This window comes from Chitinophaga sancti, assembly GCF_034424315.1.
In the GTDB taxonomy this organism is placed as follows: Bacteria; Bacteroidota; Bacteroidia; order Chitinophagales; family Chitinophagaceae; genus Chitinophaga; species Chitinophaga sancti.
Genome location: NZ_CP139972.1, coordinates 6,332,501 through 6,355,471 on the forward strand (window position 1 = coordinate 6,332,501; position 22,971 = coordinate 6,355,471).

Below are 22,971 nucleotides of genomic sequence, written 5' to 3' on the forward strand. Positions count from 1 at the left end.
CTAATTGGGCTAGGGGGCTTCACCGCCTACCAAACCCTAATAAACTCCGAATGCTATGATATTATCTACGGGAGTGAGGCTGTGGGCGCTAAGGTCCATGGCCGAGAGGGAAATAACCCAGATTAACAGCTAAGGTCCCTAATCGTATGTTAAGTTGAACAAACGCAGTTCAAATCCTATAACAGCCAGGATGTTGGCTTGGAAGCAGCCATTCATTTAAAGAGTGCGTAACAGCTCACTGGTCGAGGGTTTGAGCACGGAAAATAATCGGGCATCAAACATACAACCGAAGCTTTAGGATTATCGTAAGATAATCGGTAGGGGAGCATTCTAAACTGCATTGAAGGTGTATCGCGAGGTATGCTGGAGCGTTTAGAAAAGAAAATGTAGGCATAAGTAACGATAAAATAGGTGAAAAACCTATTCGCCGTAAGACTAAGGGTTCCTGATCAACGCTAATCGGATCAGGGTTAGTCGGGTCCTTAGGCAAAGCCGAGAGGCGTAGCTGATGGCAAACTGGTGAATATTCCAGTACCTGCTATAATTTCGATGGGGTAACGGAGTAGTGAACAGACCGCGCACTTACGGAATAGTGCGTTAAAGGGTGTAGTTATATCTTATATAGGAAAATCCGTATGAGATGATGAACCTGATAGTACGACAAAGCTTCGGCTGCGTTGATAGTGTCTCTAAACAGACTTCCAAGAAAAACCTCTAAGGTTAGGTTATAGCAGCCCGTACCGTAAACCGACACAGGTAGTCGAGGAGAGTATCCTCAGGCGCTCGAGTGATCCGTGGTAAAGGAACTAGGCAAATTGACGCTGTAACTTCGGGATAAGGCGTACCGCAGTAATGCGGTCTCAGTAAAATGGTCCAACCAACTGTTTAACAAAAACACAGGGCCCTGCAAAATCGAAAGATGACGTATAGAGCCTGATACCTGCCCGGTGCTGGAAGGTTAAGGAAGGATGTTCGGGGCAACCCAAAGCTTCTGACTGAAGCCCCAGTAAACGGCGGCCGTAACTATAACGGTCCTAAGGTAGCGAAATTCCTTGTCGGGTAAGTTCCGACCTGCACGAATGGTCTAATGAGTTGGACACTGTCTCTACCACGAGCTCGGTGAAATTGTAGTATCGGTGAAGATGCCGGTTAATCGCAACGGGACGGAAAGACCCCGTGAACCTTCACTACAACTTAACATTGATTTTGAACCACAGATGTGTAGGATAGTTGGGAGACTATGAAGCAGCTTCGCCAGGAGTTGTGGAGTCAACGTTGAAATACCAACCTTCTGTTGTTTAGAGTCTAACCCCGTAAGGGGGACATTGTTTGGTGGGTAGTTTGACTGGGGTGGTCGCCTCCTAAAAAGTAACGGAGGCTCGCAAAGGTACCCTCAGTACGGTTGGTAATCGTACGCAGAGCGCATTAGTAAAAGGGTGCTTGACTGTGAGGCTGACCAGCCGAGCAGGAGCGAAAGCTGGCTAAAGTGATCCGGTGGTTCTGCATGGAAGGGCCATCGCTCAAAGGATAAAAGGTACTCCGGGGATAACAGGCTGATCTCCCCCAAGAGCTCATATCGACGGGGAGGTTTGGCACCTCGATGTCGGTTCGTCACATCCTGGGGCTGGAGAAGGTCCCAAGGGTTCGGCTGTTCGCCGATTAAAGTGGCACGTGAACTGGGTTCAGAACGTCGCAAGACAGTTCGGTCCCTATCTGTTGTGATCGTTAGTAAATTGCGGGGACATGACCTTAGTACGAGAGGACCGGGTCGTACGTACCGCTGGTGTATCGGTTGTGCCGCCAGGTGCAGTGCCGAGTAGCTATGTACGGAAAGGATAAACGCTGAAAGCATCTAAGCGTGAAACCAACCTCAAGATGAGTTTACTTTTAAGGGCCGTCGGAGACTACGACGTTGATAGGCTACAGGTGTAAGGGTGGTAACATCGAAGCCGAGTAGTACTAATTGCCCGTAAGCTTTAATTTTATTATATACTGTGTTTCAACTTCCCAATATGTAAATTATTGCGTTGCTGCTGCTGGTCTGCAAAGACAGGAGTAAGTAACAAAAGATCTTCAAGATCTTATGGTGGTTTTGCCGAGGGTGTTCACCTCTTCCCATTCCGAACAGAGAAGTTAAGCCCCTCATGGCCGATGGTACTGCACTATCATGCGGGAGAGTAGGTAGCCGCCATATTTATTGAAAAAGCCTCTGATATGAATCAGAGGCTTTTTTCGTTTTATACCTTTTTTGTTATTACAACTTGCTGGAAGCACGTTCTATTAATTCAACAGGAAATACAAAATTCTGCGTAATCTTCACTGTCTCGTCCTGATTGATCAACTGTACTAAAGTCTCTACAGCCTTTTGCCCCATTGAATAACCGGATTGCTCTATCGTACTTAAAGATGGAGAAATAATTCGTGATGACTGGTCATTGGAATAACCTACTACTTTAATCTGTTCAGGAATCTGGATATTAAAATGCCTGGCTTCCTGTATAAAGGCAATTGCTGAAGTATCATTGGTAGAAAACAATCCATCAGGCAATACTTCCTGTGATAATAACTGCCTGGATGCAGCAATCGCTGCATCGGTAGTCAGGTTATGCACATGCACAAGTGATTCATCAAACGGAAGTCCATATTGGGCTAAAGCAGCCTTATAACCTCCCAATCGTTGCTGATACAAATTACAGGTTAGAATACCCGAAAAATGGGCAATACGTTTACATCCCTGTTTAATCAGGTGTTCTGTAGCCAGGTATCCTCCCCTGAAATCATCTCCGGTAATCGTATAACCGTTGAAATCAGATGGCACCCGATCGTAGAATACCAGCGGGATATTATTCTTGATAAAGGGATTGAAATGTTCAAATGTTGTGGTAAACATCGAAGAAACCGCCAGTAATCCATCTACTCTTAAAGAATAAAAGGTTTGTACCAGTTCTTTTTCCATTGCCACTGTATCATCGGATTGACCGATCACAATGCTGAAGCCATATTTATGTGCTTCATGCTGGATACCGCTGATGGCAGTACTCTGGAAATACATGGATGTACGTGGAACGATCAGCCCCAAAATGTTGGAGCGTTTCTTTCGAAGACTGGAAGCGATCCAGTTGGGAACATAGCCCATATCAGTGGCTGTTTGTCTTACTTTTTCACGTGTCTCCTGATTGATCAGGGTATTGTTTTGTAGTGCCCTGGAGACCGTGGAAGCAGATAGATTCAGCACTTTAGCTATGTCGTAAATGGTGACTTTTGACGTGCGTTCTTTCACATTTTTGAGGTTCAGTGACATAAATATAAACTAAATGCTGCAACTCAGAAAAAAGGCTTTGCGGAAGCGAATTAGTTTTTATTATTAATTCCTTAAATAAAGCCGCCGTTTATTGCTTATACAATAAACGGCGGTGATAGAGGCTGGCGGCCGGTTTAAAAATAAAACAGTATCCTTATTTAGGATCTAAGGCCTGGCTAATTTTTTCATATACATCATTCAGATGGTAACGACTCATGTTATCTCCAGCTGTTGCCGCAGCGGCTTTAACCTCTCCCCTCAGGGCTGTCAGCTGTGCACGTGCAATGCTGCTTACATCGGCAGGAGTAGAAGATATGGCTGGTGCCGCGCCAATCATGATCATCATACCTCCACCGGAATTGGGAGAAGGCTCATTGACCAGATCTACCAGGTTATCCACATAATTCTTTTGCAGGTTCCTGCGGAATACATCAATTGCCTGGTGGTTGGTCAGTTCACTGAAAATACCTTTTTTCAAATCAGTCAGCAAGGCAGCAGCTGTGTAGTTATTACTGCCTTCATTTGCTTCTGCGTTAATCAGTTTAGTCAAAGTGCCGGAGCTCATAATTTTTTGCAGAACTGGGTTCTGACGGGCACTGATGATCGCAGTAGCGTTATTTCCGGTACGGCTCAGGATCTCTTTATCCAGCAACCATTTTGGAGTCGTGAATAATTGTTGTTGTAAGAACTGTACGGCTTCCTGTTGAATTGATTTAGGAACGGACGCGTATACACCACCTTCCTGTTCTACAGTTTTAGGTGTCTCATAAACACCACCTATATTTTTAGCTACATGCCCCATGTAACGGCCGAACTGTGTGCTGACTTCTTTGTATAATTCGCTAAGGTTAGCGTAACCTTCATTGGGAGTACTGGTCCAGGCAAGCAGATTTGGAATAATGCGCTGCAGGTTTTTAATGCCATACTCACTTGCTTTCATCGCATTATCACCCAGGTCTTCATTCTGGGATCTTGGATCATCAGGATTCATTTCGGTACCGAACCAGTATTTCTTATCCTTCAGTTTTTCGACGGTCCATTTATTCAGCACGGGTTGTTCTGCTTGTGGATCAGTGACACCCTGGATCTGACGATATCCCCATTCAATAGCCCATTTGTCGTAGAAGTTGATTCGGGGATAGAGATCAGCACCTGTGATGCCATCACCGGGTTGTGCGACGTAGTTGAAACGTGCATAGTCCATAATAGAGGGGGCGTGTCCGTTAGCCTTTACCCATTCTTTATTTCTCAGTTTTTCTACAGGGTAGGCGGAGCTGGAACCGAAGTTATGACGAAGCCCCAGGGTATGCCCTACTTCATGAGAGGAAACGAAGCGAATGAGTTCTCCCATCAGCTGATCATCGAACTCGATTTTACGGGCTCTCGGATCGTTGGGAGCGCATTGAACAAAGTACCAGTTGCGCAGCAGGTGCATTACGTTGTGATACCAGTTGATATGGCTTTCGAGAATTTCGCCGGATCGGGGATCATGTACGTGAGGTCCGCTTGCATTTGGAACATCAGAAGGTTTGTATACGATAGCAGAAAAGCGGGCATCTTCCATGCTCCAGGTAGAATCTTCTGCAGGAGTTGGCGCCAGTTTGGCAATGATAGCATTTTTAAAGCCTGCCTGTTCGAAAGCAGCCTGCCAGTCATTCACGCCCAGGATCAGGTAAGGCACCCATTTTTTAGGGGTAGCGGGGTCTATGTAAAATATAATGGGTTTCGCGGGTTCCACGAGTTCCCCGCGGTTATATTTTTCTCTGTCTTCAGGTTTAGGTTCCAGGCGCCAGCGGGTGATCATTGACAATCTTTTTACACCTTGTGGGTCGGCATCAAAGTCAGTAACAGAGGTGGTGAAGAAACCGACGCGGGGATCAAAGTAACGACTCTTCATAGGAGTAGCTGGCAGCAGGATGATGGAACTATTCAGTTCCAGTGTGGCATTACCGCTCTGGGAGGATCCCTGTGGACCCTGGCCACCGCCTGACTTGGAGTAGGTTTTTACTGTTTTGATCTCTGTATTGATAGGGTATGACTTCACATCTACGATATAGGATTTATCCTGTTGCAGGCCACCCAGCTTGAGTGCGGACTTGACACGCGGATCAAAGAAGAGGATATCATTATCACCCTGGATAAAATCAGTGAGGTCAATGATACTACCATGAGCGCTATCGGAGACTGCTTTGATATCGAAGGCAGCTGCTATTGGCTGGATATTTGAATTCATTACAGCCTGGAACATGGGTTGGCTGGAATCTTTAGAAATCTCGGTATACGAGATGTTTTTGAGAAATATCCTGTCATTTGGACCTTTATCGAAGCGGATTACATTTTCCCCGATCTCATCGCCGCTATATCCATACATAGAAACGGAAGAACGCAGGCCGGCGGCGGATTTGGAGATACGGTTTACAACCAGGATATCCCTTCCCAGGATGGAGTCGGGGATTTCAGCGAAGATCTTATCGTCCTGTTTATAAATAATGAACAGCCCGGAATCCGTTCTGGCACTGGATGTAATTACTTCACTAAACTTTTTTGGAGCGGTCTTTGGGCCGCTTTTGGCAGGTAGTGGCGGGCGGGCAGTGGAGTCGGTTGGTGTGGTGTTGCCCTCATGTTTTTTCTTTCTTTGGGCTGAGACCGGGCTGAAAGTGCCTGTGATCAGCAGGAATGAACTGAAAAAGATAGCCGCAACGGAGCGGATAAAGCGTTTATTCATTGATAGTTATTAAGTGGTTGTTCTTGATTTAGGTGTTTTTTTAGAAAGTAAGTTGCAAATAAACATATTAAGCAGTAACTTATGCGGGAAATCCATAAGCGCTTTAATACCTTTAGGAGTGGAAGTTTAGCACTATGTGGGGAATATTTATTTAAAGGTATGTTAAAGTGATAGCGGGAGCCAGAGATTATGAGTAAATTTACTGATATGGTAGCTTTTATATTTATATTAGGCTATGATTAGGATCCGGTGGAATCCACGGCAGCAGGGTCTTTCATCAAATGAATACGCTTATGAGAATCAGATAGAATGAAGAGAGCTATATGTGAATGGCAGAAATGGCACAACGGCAAGATAACCATCAATCAGGTAAAGCTGACGCAAAGTGCCATTGGTAGCGGAAAATAGTATGAGAAATGAGATAAAATTTCTGTTGGAACATTTAAAATATTTCTTAAATTGTGCGTCCAACTTTGAAAAAAATCAATAAATTTCAGGTTCCAGGGATAGTATTTCTTAAGGGGAATGATCCATTCTTTGATATAATTTGCATTTAAATAAATTAAGTGTTGCTCAAATAAAAATCAGAATGCATTAAGTCTGCCACAGGTGGGCTTTTGGGGAGGGAGGTTAAATTTTGTGAGATTTTTTGAGCTGCACTTGTTTTTTTAAGTCAACCGTATAACTTTGCGAATCACGTATTTAACATTGCAGAAATAACAAAAAAACAATAGTTTAATCTTTAACACTAAAATTCAATCAACATGGCTGAGACTAAAACAACTGTGACTGCAGCTTCTGCCAAAGCGAATTCATCTCATCAACCTAAGAAATCAAACAACACGTTTGCAATGCTTGCAGTGCCTGTTTGTATCGTAATAGGTGTTCTTTTTTACATGTTCGTTTTAGGCAATCCAAACAACTTCCAAGGTGGTGTAATCAATGCGAACTCTCACCCGGTTGAAGAAGGTATGGGCAAGTGGTTTGGTACAGTTTACATGGGTGGTATTATCGTACCTATCCTGATCTCTGTATTACTGATTTGTATCACTTTCGTAATTGAGCGTTTCCTCTATATCTCCAGAGCGAAAGGTAAATTTAGCGGTGCTGAGCTGGTAAGAAAAGTTCAATATCACCTGGCTAATAAAAACGTTGACGCAGCTCTGGCTGAGTGCGACAAACAGAAAGGTTCTGTTGGTAACGTACTGAAAGCAGGTCTGAAGAAGTACAAAGAAATGATCACTAACACTGAGCTGGATACTGACCAGAAGATCAGTGCAATCAAGCAGGAGATCGAAGAAACAACTTCCCTGGAACTGCCTATGATGGAAAAGAACCTGGTGTTCCTGTCCACTATCGCTTCCGTAGCTACCCTGTTAGGTCTGTTCGGTACGGTATTGGGTATGATCAAATCCTTCTCTGCGATGTCTGCTTCTGGTGCACCAGATTCTGGTAAACTGGCAGGTGGTATCTCTGAAGCGTTGATCAACACCGCTCTGGGTATCTCTACTTCTGCAGTTGCGATCATCATGTATAACTACTTTACAACTAATATTGATAGCATCACTTACGCTATCGACGAGTCTGGCTTTACTTTGACACAGAGCTTCGCTGCGAACCACAAATAATTTCTGATTATTTGTGTGGAAAAAATGCGGTTTTGAATCTTATAAGTAAACCAAAAAGGAGTAAAGATGCCAAAAGTTAAAATGGCTAGGAAGAGCACGCTGGTTGATATGACCGCGATGTGTGATGTAGCTTTCCTGCTGCTCACGTTCTTCATGCTGGCTACTAAATTTAAGCCGGATGAACCGGTAACTGTGGTAACTCCGTCTTCAATCAACACCAAATTGTTACCTGATTCTGATGTAATCATGTTAACAATCGACGAAAAAGGAAGGGTATTCTTTAGTATGGATGGCCAGCCTAAACGTCAGAAATTGATCGAAGACCTGAATACCCAGTATAAATTGGGTCTGGATCAACATGAGATGAATAACTTTATTATCGGTTCCAGCATTGGTACTGATATTAAGAATCTCAAGGCTTACCTGGCGCTGAAAACAGCGGAACGTAAGAAATCCGGTCTCGAAAACGGTATCCCTACTGATTCCGCGAACAACGAGGTAGCAGTATGGATCGAGTATGCAAGATCTGCACAGGGAAGTAATCCTAAGCTGCAGTATTGTATCAAAGCAGATAATGCCACCCCATATCCTAAGATCAAGGATGTGCTGGATACCTTCAAAAAGAAGGGAATTCAGAAGTTGAATCTGGTGACTAACCTTGAGGCACCACCTCCAGGTACTGCTGCTGCTTTGGCCCGTGCACAAGGCGGTGAGAAGAAAGAAGAAGAAAAATAGTTAAAGTAAACGGCAGGCAGCGTTGAGGCGCTGGGTTGCTTTTGAAAACTAAAAAAAAGAGCTACTATGGCAGAAATGGATACCAGCAGTAGTGGCGGTGGGAAGAAACACCAGGGTACGAAATCTAAGAAGCATTCTACACGTGTAGACATGACTCCGATGGTGGACCTCGGCTTTCTCTTGATCACCTTCTTCATGTTGACTACAACCATGAGCAAGCCCAAAACTATGGACTTGATCATGCCAAAGGATACAAAAAATGAAGAAGAGCAAAACAAGGTTAAGGAAAGTACAGCCCTCACTATATTGCTTGGAAAGAACAATCAGGTATATTATTACGAAGGTTTAGCACAGAATCCTGATGCATCAGCTGATCCTAACTTTTTCAAAGCGACAAACTTTGCTAATAAGGATGGCATCCGCGATGTGATTATCAGAAAGCGGGATGAAGTTGCAAAATTTAGAAATGCAAAAGGTGAGCCTGAAGATGTTGTAGTGATTATCAAGGCAGATGATGATGCCAAGTATAAGAACTTTGTAGACATCCTGGATGAAATGGCTATCAACCGTATTTCACGTTACGCTACTGTCGATATCAGTGACCAGGATAAAACCTGGATCCATCAGACAGAAGCTGCTAACGGCGGTGGTGGCGGCAACCAGTAATTGAGGAACTAATCAACTTTTGCATCCATCTTAAAAATTGAATCAATGGATACCGCTAAAATCTTAAACTCCGACTTTCTGGACATCCTGTTTGAGAACAGGAATAAGGAATATGGAGCTTATGACCTTAGAAGACAATATAACAAAAGGGTGCGCAATGCCCTCATCGGCAGCGCGGCGCTGATGTTGATTGTTATCGCAGGTTACGCTATCAATACAGCGATAGTGAAGGCTGAAAGGGAGCACCCAACTAGGCCCGTTATCGAACAAATCAAGATGGAGGACGTAAAGATCCCAGATGATCCAAAAACACCTCCTCCACCTCCTCCACCTCCAGCTCCACCACCACCGGTGAAGCCATCAGTGCAGTTCACTCCTCCTATCATTAAAAAAGATAGCGAAGTGCCACCAGATGAGGTGCCACCTAAGCAAGAGGACCTGAAAGATAAAGCTGTAAGTACTAAAACAGTAGAAGGTGATCCTAACGGTATCGACCCAGGATTGCTGGAAGACAGTAAAGGTACTGGTGTGGTAGAAGCTCCTCCAGCTCCGGCTAAAGAAGAGATCTTCACATTCGTAGAACAGCCTCCTACCTTCCCAGGTGGTGAAGACGCACTGGCGAAGTTCCTGAGCAAAAACATCCACTATCCTCGCGTAGCGCAGGAAAATGCGATCTCAGGTACAGTATTCGTACAATTCGTAGTAGATTCAGAAGGTAACATCAAAGATGTGAAAACTGTAGGTGCTCCGAAAGGTGGCGGTCTTGAAGAAGAAGCTATCCGCGTGGTGAAAATCATGCCTAAATGGAAAGCTGGTAAACAGAACGGCCGTCAGGTATCAGTTCAGTTTAACCTGCCTATCCGCTTCACACTGCAAGAGTAGTACTAAGTACGCTTTATAGAAAACACCCTGTCAAGGCCTGGCCATGACAGGGTGTTTTTATTTATTGGTATATTGCCGTCTGATTTGCAAATGATATTATGATGCTTGGGAATAATCTTACAGGATACGATGATACTATTGTGGCTCCCGCTACTGCCGCCGGTGTAGGTGCCATTGCTGTACTGCGCCTCAATGGAGCCAATGCCATTGAGATCTGCAACCAGCTCTTTCCGGCCAAAGACCTGCATAAGCAGGCTAGCCATACCCTACACTTTGGTAGCATTGTGGAAAATGGACGTACCATCGATGAAGTAGTCGTGGGGCTTTACAAAGCACCCCGCTCTTACACTGGTGAAAACATCGTGGAAATTTCCTGTCATGGTTCTCCCTACATCCAGCAACAAATCATTGATGCCTGTATCCGCGCCGGCGCCAGGATGGCCAAACCGGGTGAATATACCATGCGGGCTTTCCTGAATGGCAAACTGGACCTGACCCAGGCTGAATCTGTAGCTGACCTGATTGCAAGTAACTCCGCTGCGAGCCACCAGACAGCGATGCAGCAAATGAGAGGCGGATTCTCCAAAGAGCTGTCTGCATTGAGAGAGCAGCTGATCAGCTTCTCGGCGCTTATTGAACTGGAATTGGATTTCAGTCAGGAAGATGTAGAGTTTGCAGATCGCACGCAATTTTATAAACTCATCAACGAAGCCATGCTGGTAGTAAAACACCTGGCAGATAGTTTCCAGATGGGAAATGTGATCAAGAATGGGGTGAACACTGCCATTGTAGGTAAACCCAATGCCGGCAAATCTACCCTGCTCAACACCCTGCTCAACGAAAATCGTGCTATCGTAAGTGATATAGCCGGTACTACCCGTGATACTATTGAAGAAATCCTCAATATCCAGGGGATCCTTTTCAGACTGATCGACACCGCTGGAATCCGCGAAAGCGATGACACCATTGAAAGCATTGGCGTGCAGAAAACAATGGAGAAGATCCGCGAAGCAGGGGTGGTGTTGTACATGTTCGATGTAAACCAAACCAGTATAGAAGATTTACAGGAGCAGATCGATGCCTTTAAAAAAGATAATATCAACTACCTCCTGGTCGGGAATAAAACTGACATCGCAGGGCTGGAGGCTAACCAGGCAAAATTCAGAGACATAAACGACATCCTGTATATTTCTGCCCGGCAGCATGAACATATTGAAGACCTGAAGAACCGGCTTGTGCACAAAGTAATGAGCGGAGATATTAATACCGAGGCGACCATTGTCACCAATGCACGTCACCATGCAGCCCTGCAGGAAGTCATGAAATCACTCATTGACGTAAAAAATGGACTGGACAATCAGCTACCTGGCGACCTGCTATCTCTGGATATCCGACGTTGCCTGCATTTCCTGGGTGAGATCACGGGGCAGATCACGAATGAGGATCAGCTGGATTTTATATTTAGTAAATTTTGTATCGGGAAGTAGGGCTTAAATACTTTACCTTTTCTCAATCACTCGTTTTTCCCAAGAGCGGGTCTATCCGGCAATACCAGGCTTTTTCATCAGCTCATTTTTATAACTGGCACCAATTGGAATTTCGGCCTGACCTATTTCCACCATGTTGCCATTGATAGAAGATATTTTAGACAAGTTCACGATAAAGGAACGATGCACCCGGAAAAATCTGTCAGCCGGCAACATGCCCTCGAACATTTTCAGGTGCATGCCGGCCAGTAATTTTTTATCAGTGGTAAATACAGTACTGAAATCTTTTTCCGCCTCTACATAACGTATCTGGTCAAAGAGAATGCGCACCAGCCGGCTGTCCTGTTTGATGAAGATATAATCCACAAGGGGTGCAGCCGGTTGTGCAGGTTGAATAGTCTGCCTATCCCACACTTTTTGAATGGCCTGGTAAAAACGCTCGTAGGTAATGGGCTTAAGCAGGTAATCGACCGAGTTCAACTCAAACCCTTCCACCGCATAATTGTGATAAGCAGTGGTAAAAATAACCAGGGGCGGGTAGCGCAGTGAACGCAGGAAATCAGTACCGGTAATCACCGGCATTTGAATATCCAGGAAGATCAGGTCTATTTTGTGTTCATGCAAGCCCTCATAGACTTCAGATGCATTCATACAACTTTTTACGATTGATAATCCAGGCGTGGCAGCAATATGATTACAGATGATATCCCTGTGGCATACGGCCTTACAAAAAGGGAAGTTTTTATCCAAACGATCATTGGCGGCGATCTTTACCAAAGATAGAGGACCTTATGGGTATGGCTGGTTTATTGATTCGCTGTATGGCAAACTACGCATATCACACGATGGCAAAATTGCCGGTTATAAGAATATTCTCATCCGTTTTCCCCAGGATGATATATGCATTATTGCTTTAAGCAATGCCAATAGCAGTGGCGGAGACGTGATTGATAATATTATGAGCATCCTGTACCACCAACCGCTGGCAAGGGCATTTGCCGACCTGCCGGTCATCAATATGCCGGATAGCATCAAGAAAGAATTCACTGGACTCTATAAATTCAGGAAAGAAGACAGCACACAGGTGCAGGTACATTTACAGGACAGCAACCTGTACATCCATATCCCTGGTAACAAGGAACAGCCATTACAGCTTGTAAAGCGAAATGTGTTCCGCGCAGGGAGTGCCCGCATCGAATTTATGCGTAATGACAAGGGTGCCATTTGGCAAATGTTGGTATACAGCCATGGTGAGATTATGGGCGTCGTTAAAATACAATAAGAGTAGTTAAGATTGGCCTTATCGCTTTATGGGAGCACTTTTCAGGGGGATGCTCTGCAAGAAACAGAAAATACTGAGCTAGGTATTGGCTTACCTCTGTTTGGGCAAGCATTTGAAAATTAAAGGAATGTAAGTTCTGTGAAGTGCATACCACAATTACGGAAAGACGAGGGCCACTGTTAAGTAATTATGAATTTGGTCTAAATGCTGGCGGTATACCTGTCATTGAGTAGTTATTAATGTAAGGAAACTCTCAATTATGAAAAGGATATTACTCGTCGCGGCATCACTGATGCTGGCATTCACAACTTTCGGCCAACAGTCAGGGCATGTCATCCTGATAACCATTGATGGCTTCAGACCCGACTTTTACCAGGATGCATCCTGGGGAATGGTTAACCTCCGTATGATGAAAGATAGCGGCAGCTATGCTGACGGTGTCAACAGCGTATTTCCAACGGTGACCTATCCCAATCATACCTCTCTCATCACAGGTGTTACACCGATGAAGCATGGCATTTACTACAACACACCTTACGAACCCAAGGGTGCTACCGGTGTCTGGTATTTTTACTATGATTCACTGAAAGTGCCCAGTCTGTGGGATGCGGTGCATAAAGCAGGTAAGAAATCTGCCGCCATCATCTGGCCGGTATCTGTTCATGCTCCTGTTGACTACAACATTCCTGATGTATGGCCATTGGGCAAGAATAATGACAGGAGAATAGCGGTAGCAGAAACTTCCACCCCGGCGAACTTATGGCAGGAAGTGCAGGACAGTGCTACCGGCAAGATCCAGCCTGATGACTGGGCAATGAACAACGGGGAGCTGATCTTCGACGAGAACATTGCCAGGATCAGTGGCTACCTGATTCAGAAATATAAACCCGCTTTTGTGACCTTGCACCTCCCTTGTACGGATCACTACGAACACCAGATTGGCCGCGATGGCTACCTGGTCAGGAAATCAGTATCCGGTGCTGACAGGGCGATCGGTACTATCCTGGAAGCGGTACAAAGAGCTGGTATTGCAGACAGTACTACCATTATTGTTACCGGCGACCATGGGTTTGTGAATATTGAAAAGTCATTTAATCCCAATGTGTTGCTGGCTAAAAACAATATCAGGGCGCAGTTCCATGCCTCCGGTGGTTCCGCCTTCCTGCATCTGGAAGATCAGCATGATAAGGCGACAGTGGATAAAGTAGTTGCGATACTGAAAGCCTTGCCTGCTGATCAGCAGAAGATGTTCAGAATACTGGATCGTCAGCAACTGGATAAAATTGGCGCTGATCCAAATGCGGCGATGGCAATTACTGCATTAGGCCATGTAACCATTGGTGGTGCCAGGAAAGGGGAGTTGGTAAAAGCGGCTAAGGGCGGTACCCATGGTTACTATCCTGACTTCAGGGAGATCCAGACGGGTTTTGTAGCCTATGGTGCCGGCATCAGGAAGGGCGGCCATGTAAAGGAGATGAATGTTATTGATGTAGCACCAGTAATTGCTGAATTATTGAAACTCGATTTAGGCAAGGTTGATGGTAAAGTACCTGCGGGTGTATTAAAATAAGCGCGCCAAAATATCTTGAAAAGGGAAGCTGGTCAACGCCTTCCCTTTATTTTTTGGCCGCTGTTTTTGCTAAAAAAATTAGCTTAACTTAGCACCCCTTTTCCTATATTTATAACGCAGGTTTTAGGAGGAGACTTTCAATAAAACAATCAGGAAATGGGAATTTCAGAAAATAATGTAGTGTCACAACTTGATTTGTTAGTTAATGAAAAACTAGAGAAGCTCCCATCTTTAGAACGAAAGAAGATCTTAGGCCAGGTATTTACTCCGGATATACTTGCCGGATTTATGGCCTCAATTATTAAAAAAGAGTTACAGCCCGCACACACCATATTGGATCCTTGTATTGGTCCAAATTCATTTTTCTCCCATTTCGAAGATCCTGGATTCAACCCTTCTCTGCTGGGCATTGAAGTGGATAAAACTTTGATCACACCCGCCATTGAGGCCTTTTTTAAAGCGCCAGACAGGCAGTTGGTAATAGATAGTTTTCTGAGTTATCCATTGTCAAACAAGTTTGATTTTGTTATTCAGAACCCTCCATACGTTCGCCAGGAATTATTGGTAAAGGGAATCAACACCAAAGAGATAGCGGCCGAAAGTATTGGTGCAGAGATAGCAGATCAGATACCTTCTCAATCGAACCTCTACGTTTATTTCCTGATAAAGGCCATCCTGCATCTGAAGGATAACGGCCTAATGGTAGCCGTTATTTATGATAGCTGGTTATATAATTCCTTTGGAAAGGCTTTAAAGAGCCTGCTGACAAGTTTGGGGAGTGTGAATAATATCTATCATTTTAAGAAAGATGCTTTTCCTGATGCAGAGGTAGGAGCTACAATTATTGAATTTCGTAAGAAGAGGACGAATGAGCCAGTGAATTATTATGTAAGGGATTCAATACAAAACATGGGGTCCTTAAAAGACTTTATGAACCTTCACCCTGTCAGTATCCCCCAAAGCGATTTTGCTACCTTCAATTTTAATGATAGTAGCAGTATCCTTTTCGATAACGACCTTTTTGCTCTCCTGGGCCATATATCAAAACAACCTATACAAAGGGGGATTTCCTCCATTGCAAATGTTCACTTCTTACATGAAACAAAACGATTCAAAGAGGCCATCCCGGTGATCAAGGATATTACAAAACTGCTGACCTATGGTTCCAATACGCATACTGCATATTTGCTGGCTTTAAAGGACACGGCCTCCGCAGCAACAATGCAATACCTGGAGCAGGTAAAAACACAGATCCTGGAAACTGCGGATGATAAATTGAAAGGTGTAAAAGACAAAATTCGTAAAGGGGGAAACTGGTTTAAGATCAACCTGAAGGCGCCCGGGAATTTCATATTTAACTATTATCTGAGAAATAATATTGATTTTATCTTTAACGAAGATCAATTACACGCGTCAGATAACTTTTATATTCTTAGCATCCCTGAAGAACCACTCGTTCATTTAGCAATATTAAATTCCAGTTTTACAAGGATTTCTGTTTTGCGCAAATCAAGAAGTCAGGGCGGTGGCCTGCGTAAAATTCAGTTGTATGAGTTTACAGAAGTTCCTGTTATGAAGATAGATGCGCTTTCAAAAAGCGCGGTAGCAAAACTGGGCAAACTGGGGGCAGATTTAAAAGGACAAAACCGTTATAACGGAGACGACAAGGAGATAATCAGCAACATTGATAAATTACTATTAGCGGAGTACAACCGCATTGCAGATCACAACGTGACATTGGAAGATTTACAGGCAGAACTAAAAAGATATATCAACTAATATGCTACAGCTCTGGTATAATTCAGAAGAAGTTGCAGGCTTTCACCCACCTGTAGAACAGGCATTGACGAACGCATTAGTGAAGTGTGGTTATGATAATATTGCGGAGATTGTCCATCATCCCAAGATCCCGAATAGTACAATTATCCCCGATTTCGCGATCAGGCTAAAAGCGAATCAGCAATATATATTCATTTGTGAGGTGAAGCGGACGGAAAGAGATGTAGAGTCACAACGTTACCAGAATCAAACCCGGTCTTATGTTACCGATTACGGTATGCATTGGGCAAGTGGATATCATAAGTACTATTGCATTACCAATATCGAAAGACTGATTCTTTTTGCTGATAGGAGCGGTCCTTTGACTACCTGTGTATTAAAAGGCAATCCCCGCCAGCATACTAAGTTTAATCCTGTCAATAGGGATGCATCTGCTGCCGTGGATGACTTGCAGGCAACTTTTGAACAGATATTCCCCCTTATATTCAATAGGACGAATCCTGACTGGGATAATAATTGGGAGCCTATCATAGATAGTTTTCACAAAAACTATTTAGCGTTAAAAAATACGCTGAGGTATCCCGATACGGTATCAACTGAGCTTTCATTATATGAATTATTCAGGCTGCTTGCCTACGCATATTTAAAAGAATATTACACTGTCAAAAGGGATCCTAATGGTAAGTTTTTTCGCGGCTATCCCGCGGGTAATGTAACATTAGACCAGTTTGTGAATAGCCTGAGGAACAACTATGATAAGATCATTCAATTAGATTTTCGCCAGATTTTCTCTAATCATCCGAATCAGGGGCAGCGCTTATTCCCTGAAAACCTTTCAGCTAACTACCTGCAATATTTCAGGGATTTAATTCAATGTCTCACTCAGTATAGCCCTGCCGCGGTGGCAGATAATTCCTCCCCATCCTATGTCTTTAATTTACTGACATCGAAGATTTATGAGAAACTGGAGTTACACAGCAAGGGGAAGGTGATGTCGGATGCAGAGTTATCCAACCTGCTCGCCACATTGTGCATAGATACTGATGATGTTAAAGTGTTGGATCCGGGTTGTGGAGACGGGGCATTGCTGGATGCGGCATATGATCAGATCAGCTTATTGGCTACCACAGGTAATCATGTAAAAACGCATAATCAGATATTATCCCAGGTTGAAGGGATAGAGATAGATCCATTTTTATCTCAGCTGGCAGCATTCAGACTATTATCCAAAAACTTAATTCAGACAAATAACACGACCCAGGCAAATGTGTTGATAGGGGATATGTTTCAACATCCAGGTGCCGGGCAGTATGATGCAGTGCTGATGAATCCTCCATTTCTAAGGAATGATAATCACGTTGCACCAATTACCACTGCTGATAAAACAAGAATGCTCACCGCTATCAATGCTACTGGTGTTAACAACTTTGTTTTGGATGCGAAGCAGCCGAACCTATATTATTACTTTACGAATTATAGCTGGCACTACCTGAAAAATAATGGGAAGGCGGGATTGATATTAATGACCAAATTTCTGAATAATGAAGATGGTGAGCATTTGAAGGCGTTTATTCTGGATAAGGTGGAGGCGATTATTACCTATCCACGGAAATATTTCCAGGAGTTTGTGGTAACTACAGCAATAGTGATTTTGAAAAAAGGGAACAATTCAGCAAATGTATCCTTCCTGAGAATTACGGATGAAAATATCCTCTCATCTCCGGAAATGGTAAAAGGGATACTGGAGCTGGGGCAGGATACCGTTACTGGTGCCTATAAATTACGTTCGGTGCCAAGAAGCAGCCTTGTGCCTGCTGAGAACTGGACGAATTACCTAAATGAAGAAAAGTACGACCGTTTACTTAGCTTACCTTTTTTAAATCCTATTAAGCATCATTTCGCTGATGTGTCAAGAGGTGGGGCCGAATCTGCCGGTGGATCTAAAATTATCTTCCCGGAACTGGATGTAAATACAAACCAATATTTTGGATGGGGAGCGCCATTGAGTGCTGCTCAAAAAAAGGCCGATACTGCAAGGTCTAGGATTAATTTCTCCTCTTTACTGAATGTGAGAATAGGGGCGGGTATTCAAAATAACTTTACCCGGAGAGCTTATTTCCTGACGATACAGGATCTCAATTTAGAAAAAGCATTACATTTCCCGTCTTTAACCGATAAAAATCAGGCCAATGGGTTGCCGGTCAATTTCCAAAGCGATTTTGGATTAATACAGCTGTATGACGATGGTACAAATGAGTTTGGCCTGGATAAATGGCGGAGGATCGTGAATAATGCTTTTAATAGTACATTTGTTGCCAAAATTTTAATACCGAGAGCAGACAGGACAAAGCATGTGGTATATTATAATCCTTATAATCAGGCCATCACACTTTCGACTAATTTCTTTTACTGCAATGATCTGAGAAATCATCATCAAACAGTAAACCAGGAATTGCAATACCAGTTTGTCTCCGCTTTTTTACTTTCCGCCTTTGGGCAGGTCCAGTTTGAGTTAAATGCTAACAACCAGGAAGGCCTCCGAAAGCTTGAAGGTTTTCAAATAGAACGCTTTAAAATTCCTGATCTGTCAATAATCAGCCAGGCAGAATTTAGCGCAGTAGCCACCGAATTTAGAAATATAAGTATAGCTAATGCAGCGTTCAGCGGTGAGGAAGGTTTGAATACTCCCCGGAGAAATTTAGACCTGGCAATAGGTACCGTTCTTTTTTCGCGCAACAATCTCGGCTTTGCCAGCCCTGCCGATATGGTAGATTATTTTGAATTATTTTTAGCAGATTTAGTAGAGGATAGAAGAATATGAGTAAAACAAAAGTAGTTAGCCTGTTTTCCGGGTGCGGAGGTTTGGACTTAGGTTTCATACATGCAGGCTATGATGTGATCTGGGCAAATGATTTTCTGAAAGATGCCTGTGAAACATATAAAAGGAACCTGGGTGATCATATCGTTCATGGAGATATTAATACCATAAAAGTCGAAGATATCCCCCAGGCAGATGTGCTGGTGGGGGGCCCGCCCTGCCAGTCATTTTCCCTGGTAGGAAAACGCGATCCCAATGATGAACGTTCCAACCTGGTATGGTCTTATCTGAACGTGTTGAAGCATGTACATCCTAAAATCTTCCTGCTGGAAAACGTTACAGGCATCCTATCCGCTAAAAACCCCGATGGCACCAGGGTCATTGATAACCTCATTGCCGCCTTTGAGGAACTGGGCTACAAAACTTCTGTCAATAAACTGAATGCTGCCGACTATGGCGTACCGCAAAGAAGACAAAGGGTATTTATAGTTGGTAACAGGATCGGTAAGACGATCGATAAACCATCTCCAACTAACTCTGAAGACGGAAACGAATTACCCCGCTGGGTCAGCGCTTACGAAGCATTGTCAGATTTGCCTGAAACCAATGAAACGGGCGTTTTTAACTATATAAAAGACACGGACAATGACTACCAGAGACTAATGCGGAAAGCAGCGGATGGTCCAGGTACTCTTCACATAACACCTTATGCCAGCGCAAAGGACAATGAACTAATCCGTCACATTCCTCCCGGAGGGAACTACGTGAATGTGCCTGATGCCGTGGCTACGCAAAGAATATTAAACTTTAAGAAAACAGGTGGCCGTACCACCACCTACGGCAGACTCAGTGAAGATAAACCTTCCTATACATTGAATACCCACTTCAACAGACTGAATGTGGGCTGTAATATTCATTATAGAACGGATCGCCTGATCAGTCTCAGAGAAGGACTGAGGATTCAGTCTTTTCCGGACGATTTCCAGGTGTATTCATCCAATAAAAGAAACTATTACGTGCAGATAGGAAACGCAGTACCCCCGCTCTTAGGCCAGGCCTGGGCAGCGTATTTCAAACCTTTCTTGAAAGCGAAAAAGCAGACAACATAGCTGAGACTATGTTGTTTGCTTTTTCTTCTGAATCGCCAACTGCGAATCATAATATTTGCTCAGGAAATGATACAGCACCAGCTCATGCTTCCGCTGCCCCGTCAGCAGGATCCTGTTCAAAAACATGTGAATATAACTAGGCAATAAATAATCGGCCGCAATACCGGCAGGCACTATCTCCCTGATAAAGTCAGAGCGCTCATCAAACAGTCCGGCTATGCCATTCTCCTCATCCTGGCTGGGATCAAGAAAACTACTCAATTGCCGCATCTCCTGTCTATACTTGCTATTCAACTGTGTCTGTAATTCCTGTGAACCTCCAAATTCCCGGAAGAACCCTTCCCTGATCACTTTCATAATGGCAGCTCTTGCCGCCAGGTCATACCCAAAGTCCTGCAACAGCACATCCACGCCTCTTGCGCCCAGCAGCCATCTGTATCTTTCACCATCTTCTCCTTCGAGTTGACAAATGCAGTTCAACACTGCCTTACTGTCTGCATAAAACACCTGCTCACTGAACTCCATCGTATCCACACCATATCGCTCAATTTCCCGCACATAGGTATCCGTCTGTACTTTATAAATCAATTCCTGCTTTTGATACTGTCCGATTTGTTCATACAATAAATGCAGTATCCGCTGCCAGAAAACAGGATCACTGCTATTATGAAAACGTAAGCGGATATGATGGTCCGGGTCATTATACCGGATAAAGAACCATTTATCTGCCAGCTGCGCAGCTTCTACCTGTGCAATCAGTGGCGCTACCACGGTTGTCAGCACATCTTCAGCAGTCTTACTGCCTCCATATAGTTTGATATACAGCCATTCACTGCCGGTGATAAACCTACGTATCGGCTCTTGGGTTACTGTCTCCACTAAAGGTGACACCGTCACTTTATTCGCAAAGGGAATAATCACTTCATTTGTAAACCGGCCTCCTGTGCCTTTGATCCAGCATTGATCCGGCGTGCCGATCACTTCCTGAACGGTTATTTTCTCTTTCTTTTCCAGCATGGTCTGCAGCAATTGCATGCTCACGGCATTCTTCCTATCTATATACAGCTCATTATCGCCTTCCATAATAGTAATGTACCGTGGTAACTGCAATGCTTTTAAATCGGCTCCTTTCTGCAAATGCCAGGTGGCTTTGCCAAGAACAATTTTTTTATACACCACCCTTGGTAAAAAAGCGGGCTGCACCGGCAAATGCCATTGCCAGCCGGTCACGGTGTGTGATTGCAGATCACAGAGGAAGTGATACACCGGCAGGCTATTCCTGGCGAAATTATGCGCAGTGCTCAGTCTTGGTATCACCCGTTTATTATAGCGCCTGGAACGTAAAACAATTTTATTCTGACGAACACTGACCATCAGGTCTGTAATAGCGAACTGTTTTTCCACAGCCACACTGCCATTGCCGAGGTACACGATTTCGTATTCTCTCAGTTGAGGACGCATTAGGATATTACCGGTTCTTGCCTCCGGCAGGTGCACCACCTCTGCATAGATCACATCAGGATCCTGCTGCTCTTCTTCACGAAGGCACTCCTTTACATGTGCCAGTAACTGTGCATCTCCATGACAGAACCTACCCAGCAGGTTCGCTGAAGAAGGGCCGCTGAAACCATTCATCTCAAATAGATACTCCCCTGCATCCAGGGCAGAAGCACTACTGCCATGCAGACTTCCCATCAGGTACATACTGGATGGCAATACCACTGGTACGGGGCTTTTCAGCGTTTCCAGGTCAGCATCTGTCAGTGTTAATAATTGAGCGCCTTCCTGCATACACTGGTGCAGTTTCTCCAGCTGAAAACTCCGCAGCTGGCTCCATTGCAAATTCGTCTGCTCCTCGTTATTTGTGATCACCAGGTCGTCTATCAGTGGAGTATGATCGGATTGACTATTCCCATATCCAATACCCGCCTCATTATCCAATGCCAGTGCCAGCGGCACTTCCTGGTCTTCATATCGCTCCCTGAAGCGGTTTATGAAGTTGGTCATCTCCGTATTGGTATTCGCTCTTGCCATTTTCCACAAAGGCAATACCTGGTCCTGTAAATCTTTAATTAATGTAGTACTGATGGTATTCTGCGAAGTCGCTAAAAACAGGTCCGTCTGCACCAGGTCTTTACTCCTGGTATCAGGTAATAATTCCTGTACCAAAGCATGTGTATGCAGGTACTTATCCACACCGGTGGCAGGATCGGAGAGTAGTTGTTGAATTTGTTTTAAGGTCGCTGTGATGGCCGTTGTACCTGATAATGTGGATAAGCGTTGTAATAGATAAGAAAAGAATTCCTCGCCCGTCACCGTCGGTTCCAGTTCACTCACCAATAGCTGGTTCTCGATTAGTTCATCAATGAATTCGCGGGCATCATCTTCTGTAATCTCATCATCCACAATGGCCGCACATAATGCTGCGATCGTCGCGCCGCTACCCGCTACAGACAGCAATGTTTCCAGGTAAGGGCTCCGGCTTACCGCCGCCAGCTCGTAGTGTCGGAATTTATTTTTCACCGTAAACCCTGCATAGCGAAAAGTATCCGCTACCGGGTAAATAGAATTGTTAGGGAAGTAGCGTAATTGTACTTTAATCTCTGGCAATTGAGTGATCATCGCTGCCAGCTCAGCTACATAGTTCATATCCAGGCGGCAATGTTTTTTATGTGCATGCCCGATCTCAATAGCAGTAGCAGCTGAATAATGCCCCGTTGCACAGCCTGCAAATAATCCATAAGGTGTACAACGCGTACTCATTCTCAGTACATACCTATACAGCGCCATACACATTTTCTCACTACCTGCCCCGCCCTGCAGCCACTTCATAAGCTCCTGGTGCAACTCAGGGGATGCAATATAGATTGCCTCCTGCATAGCCGGATCCTGGAACAGCGCTTTCAGCATGCCAGGTAATGCTGCCATGTCAACTTGCTCAAATTGATCTAAGAACTGGATGGACTGTAAGGGTGTGCGTACTAAATAA

The 22,971-nt window shown here is 44.3% G+C and carries 14 protein-coding genes and 2 rRNA genes (1 of these 16 running past the window's edge); 12 read left to right on the forward strand and 4 right to left on the reverse strand.

Translation table 11 applies throughout. The annotated features are described in order from the left end of the window. Together U0033_RS24835 and rrf are read left to right on the forward strand one after the other, a co-directional pair. A 23S ribosomal RNA gene (locus U0033_RS24835) occupies positions 1-1,983 on the forward strand (it extends 898 nt beyond the left edge of the window). A gap of 99 nt (positions 1,984-2,082) precedes the next feature. Continuing rightward, positions 2,083-2,194: ribosomal RNA gene (gene rrf / locus U0033_RS24840) — 5S ribosomal RNA — on the forward strand. 60 nt (positions 2,195-2,254) lie between these two features. Here rrf and U0033_RS24845 read toward each other — a convergent pair. Next, positions 2,255-3,301: a LacI family DNA-binding transcriptional regulator gene (locus U0033_RS24845; protein ID WP_072360304.1), complete on the reverse strand. Its 1,047-nt coding sequence runs from the start codon at positions 3,299-3,301 to the stop codon at positions 2,255-2,257. A 154-nt stretch (positions 3,302-3,455) separates the two neighbouring features. Further along, a complete protein-coding gene (locus U0033_RS24850) occupies positions 3,456-6,026 on the reverse strand; it encodes a zinc-dependent metalloprotease (protein ID WP_072360306.1) in 2,571 nt (856 codons plus the stop codon). A gap of 764 nt (positions 6,027-6,790) precedes the next feature. Between U0033_RS24850 and U0033_RS24855 the strand changes: the two genes are divergently transcribed. The 5 genes from U0033_RS24855 (at position 6,791) to mnmE (ending at position 11,424) form a co-directional block, all read left to right on the forward strand. Then, positions 6,791-7,654 (forward strand): MotA/TolQ/ExbB proton channel family protein, encoded by an 864-nt coding sequence (locus U0033_RS24855; RefSeq protein ID WP_072360308.1) that lies wholly within the window; start codon positions 6,791-6,793, stop codon positions 7,652-7,654. 66 nt (positions 7,655-7,720) lie between these two features. Further along, positions 7,721-8,389, forward strand: coding sequence for an ExbD/TolR family protein (locus tag U0033_RS24860; protein WP_072360310.1), 669 nt, complete (start codon positions 7,721-7,723; stop codon positions 8,387-8,389). Between the two features lie 66 nt (positions 8,390-8,455). Further along, entirely contained in the window at positions 8,456-9,055 is a 600-nt protein-coding gene (locus tag U0033_RS24865; RefSeq protein WP_072360312.1) for an ExbD/TolR family protein, read from the forward strand. Positions 9,056-9,100: 45 nt separating this feature from the next. After that, positions 9,101-9,937 carry an energy transducer TonB gene (locus U0033_RS24870; protein WP_072360314.1) on the forward strand — a complete coding sequence of 279 codons (837 nt, stop codon included), beginning with the start codon at positions 9,101-9,103 and terminating at the stop codon, positions 9,935-9,937. 98 nt (positions 9,938-10,035) lie between these two features. Beyond that, complete coding sequence (gene mnmE, locus U0033_RS24875; protein ID WP_245801759.1) at positions 10,036-11,424, forward strand: tRNA uridine-5-carboxymethylaminomethyl(34) synthesis GTPase MnmE; 1,389 nt, start codon at positions 10,036-10,038, stop codon at positions 11,422-11,424. 51 nt (positions 11,425-11,475) lie between these two features. Here mnmE and U0033_RS24880 read toward each other — a convergent pair whose 3' ends face one another. Continuing rightward, on the reverse strand, positions 11,476-12,075 hold the full coding sequence (locus U0033_RS24880) for a LytR/AlgR family response regulator transcription factor (protein ID WP_083571509.1): 600 nt from the start codon (positions 12,073-12,075) through the stop codon (positions 11,476-11,478). 49 nt (positions 12,076-12,124) lie between these two features. On the opposite strand from U0033_RS24880, the gene U0033_RS24885 reads away from it, so the two are divergent. The 5 genes from U0033_RS24885 to U0033_RS24905 all read left to right on the forward strand — a co-directional run bounded on the left by U0033_RS24885 (position 12,125) and on the right by U0033_RS24905 (position 19,982). Continuing rightward, positions 12,125-12,706, forward strand: coding sequence for a serine hydrolase domain-containing protein (locus U0033_RS24885; protein WP_083571510.1), 582 nt, complete (start codon positions 12,125-12,127; stop codon positions 12,704-12,706). Between the two features lie 259 nt (positions 12,707-12,965). Beyond that, positions 12,966-14,276, forward strand: coding sequence for an alkaline phosphatase family protein (locus tag U0033_RS24890; RefSeq protein WP_072360319.1), 1,311 nt, complete (start codon positions 12,966-12,968; stop codon positions 14,274-14,276). A 156-nt stretch (positions 14,277-14,432) separates the two neighbouring features. After that, positions 14,433-16,055, forward strand: coding sequence for an Eco57I restriction-modification methylase domain-containing protein (locus tag U0033_RS24895; RefSeq protein ID WP_072360321.1), 1,623 nt, complete (start codon positions 14,433-14,435; stop codon positions 16,053-16,055). Position 16,056: 1 nt separating this feature from the next. Continuing rightward, entirely contained in the window at positions 16,057-18,876 is a 2,820-nt protein-coding gene (locus tag U0033_RS24900) for a BpuSI family type II restriction endonuclease (protein ID WP_072360323.1), read from the forward strand. Continuing rightward, positions 18,873-19,982 carry a DNA cytosine methyltransferase gene (locus tag U0033_RS24905; RefSeq protein ID WP_072360325.1) on the forward strand — a complete coding sequence of 370 codons (1,110 nt, stop codon included), beginning with the start codon at positions 18,873-18,875 and terminating at the stop codon, positions 19,980-19,982. The genes U0033_RS24900 and U0033_RS24905 overlap by 4 nt, the downstream gene beginning before the upstream one ends. A gap of 6 nt (positions 19,983-19,988) precedes the next feature. On the opposite strand, the gene U0033_RS24910 is transcribed toward U0033_RS24905, so the two are convergent. Then, positions 19,989-22,910 (reverse strand): lantibiotic dehydratase, encoded by a 2,922-nt coding sequence (locus tag U0033_RS24910; RefSeq protein WP_177318590.1) that lies wholly within the window; start codon positions 22,908-22,910, stop codon positions 19,989-19,991. Positions 22,911-22,971: the final 61 nt, after the last annotated feature.

What these genes read in the sequence shown, in the direction of transcription:
- U0033_RS24845 (WP_072360304.1), bottom strand. Translation starts at nt 3,301, where the DNA reads ATGTCACTGAACCTCAAAAATGTGAAAGAACGCACGTCAAAAGTCACC.
- U0033_RS24850 (WP_072360306.1), bottom strand. Translation starts at nt 6,026, where the DNA reads ATGAATAAACGCTTTATCCGCTCCGTTGCGGCTATCTTTTTCAGTTCA.
- U0033_RS24855 (WP_072360308.1), top strand. Translation starts at nt 6,791, where the DNA reads ATGGCTGAGACTAAAACAACTGTGACTGCAGCTTCTGCCAAAGCGAAT.
- U0033_RS24860 (WP_072360310.1), top strand. Translation starts at nt 7,721, where the DNA reads ATGCCAAAAGTTAAAATGGCTAGGAAGAGCACGCTGGTTGATATGACC.
- U0033_RS24865 (WP_072360312.1), top strand. Translation starts at nt 8,456, where the DNA reads ATGGCAGAAATGGATACCAGCAGTAGTGGCGGTGGGAAGAAACACCAG.
- U0033_RS24870 (WP_072360314.1), top strand. Translation starts at nt 9,101, where the DNA reads ATGGATACCGCTAAAATCTTAAACTCCGACTTTCTGGACATCCTGTTT.
- mnmE (WP_245801759.1), top strand. Translation starts at nt 10,036, where the DNA reads ATGATGCTTGGGAATAATCTTACAGGATACGATGATACTATTGTGGCT.
- U0033_RS24880 (WP_083571509.1), bottom strand. Translation starts at nt 12,075, where the DNA reads ATGAATGCATCTGAAGTCTATGAGGGCTTGCATGAACACAAAATAGAC.
- U0033_RS24885 (WP_083571510.1), top strand. Translation starts at nt 12,125, where the DNA reads ATGATATCCCTGTGGCATACGGCCTTACAAAAAGGGAAGTTTTTATCC.
- U0033_RS24890 (WP_072360319.1), top strand. Translation starts at nt 12,966, where the DNA reads ATGAAAAGGATATTACTCGTCGCGGCATCACTGATGCTGGCATTCACA.
- U0033_RS24895 (WP_072360321.1), top strand. Translation starts at nt 14,433, where the DNA reads ATGGGAATTTCAGAAAATAATGTAGTGTCACAACTTGATTTGTTAGTT.
- U0033_RS24900 (WP_072360323.1), top strand. Translation starts at nt 16,057, where the DNA reads ATGCTACAGCTCTGGTATAATTCAGAAGAAGTTGCAGGCTTTCACCCA.
- U0033_RS24905 (WP_072360325.1), top strand. Translation starts at nt 18,873, where the DNA reads ATGAGTAAAACAAAAGTAGTTAGCCTGTTTTCCGGGTGCGGAGGTTTG.
- U0033_RS24910 (WP_177318590.1), bottom strand. Translation starts at nt 22,910, where the DNA reads ATGGCAGCATTACCTGGCATGCTGAAAGCGCTGTTCCAGGATCCGGCT.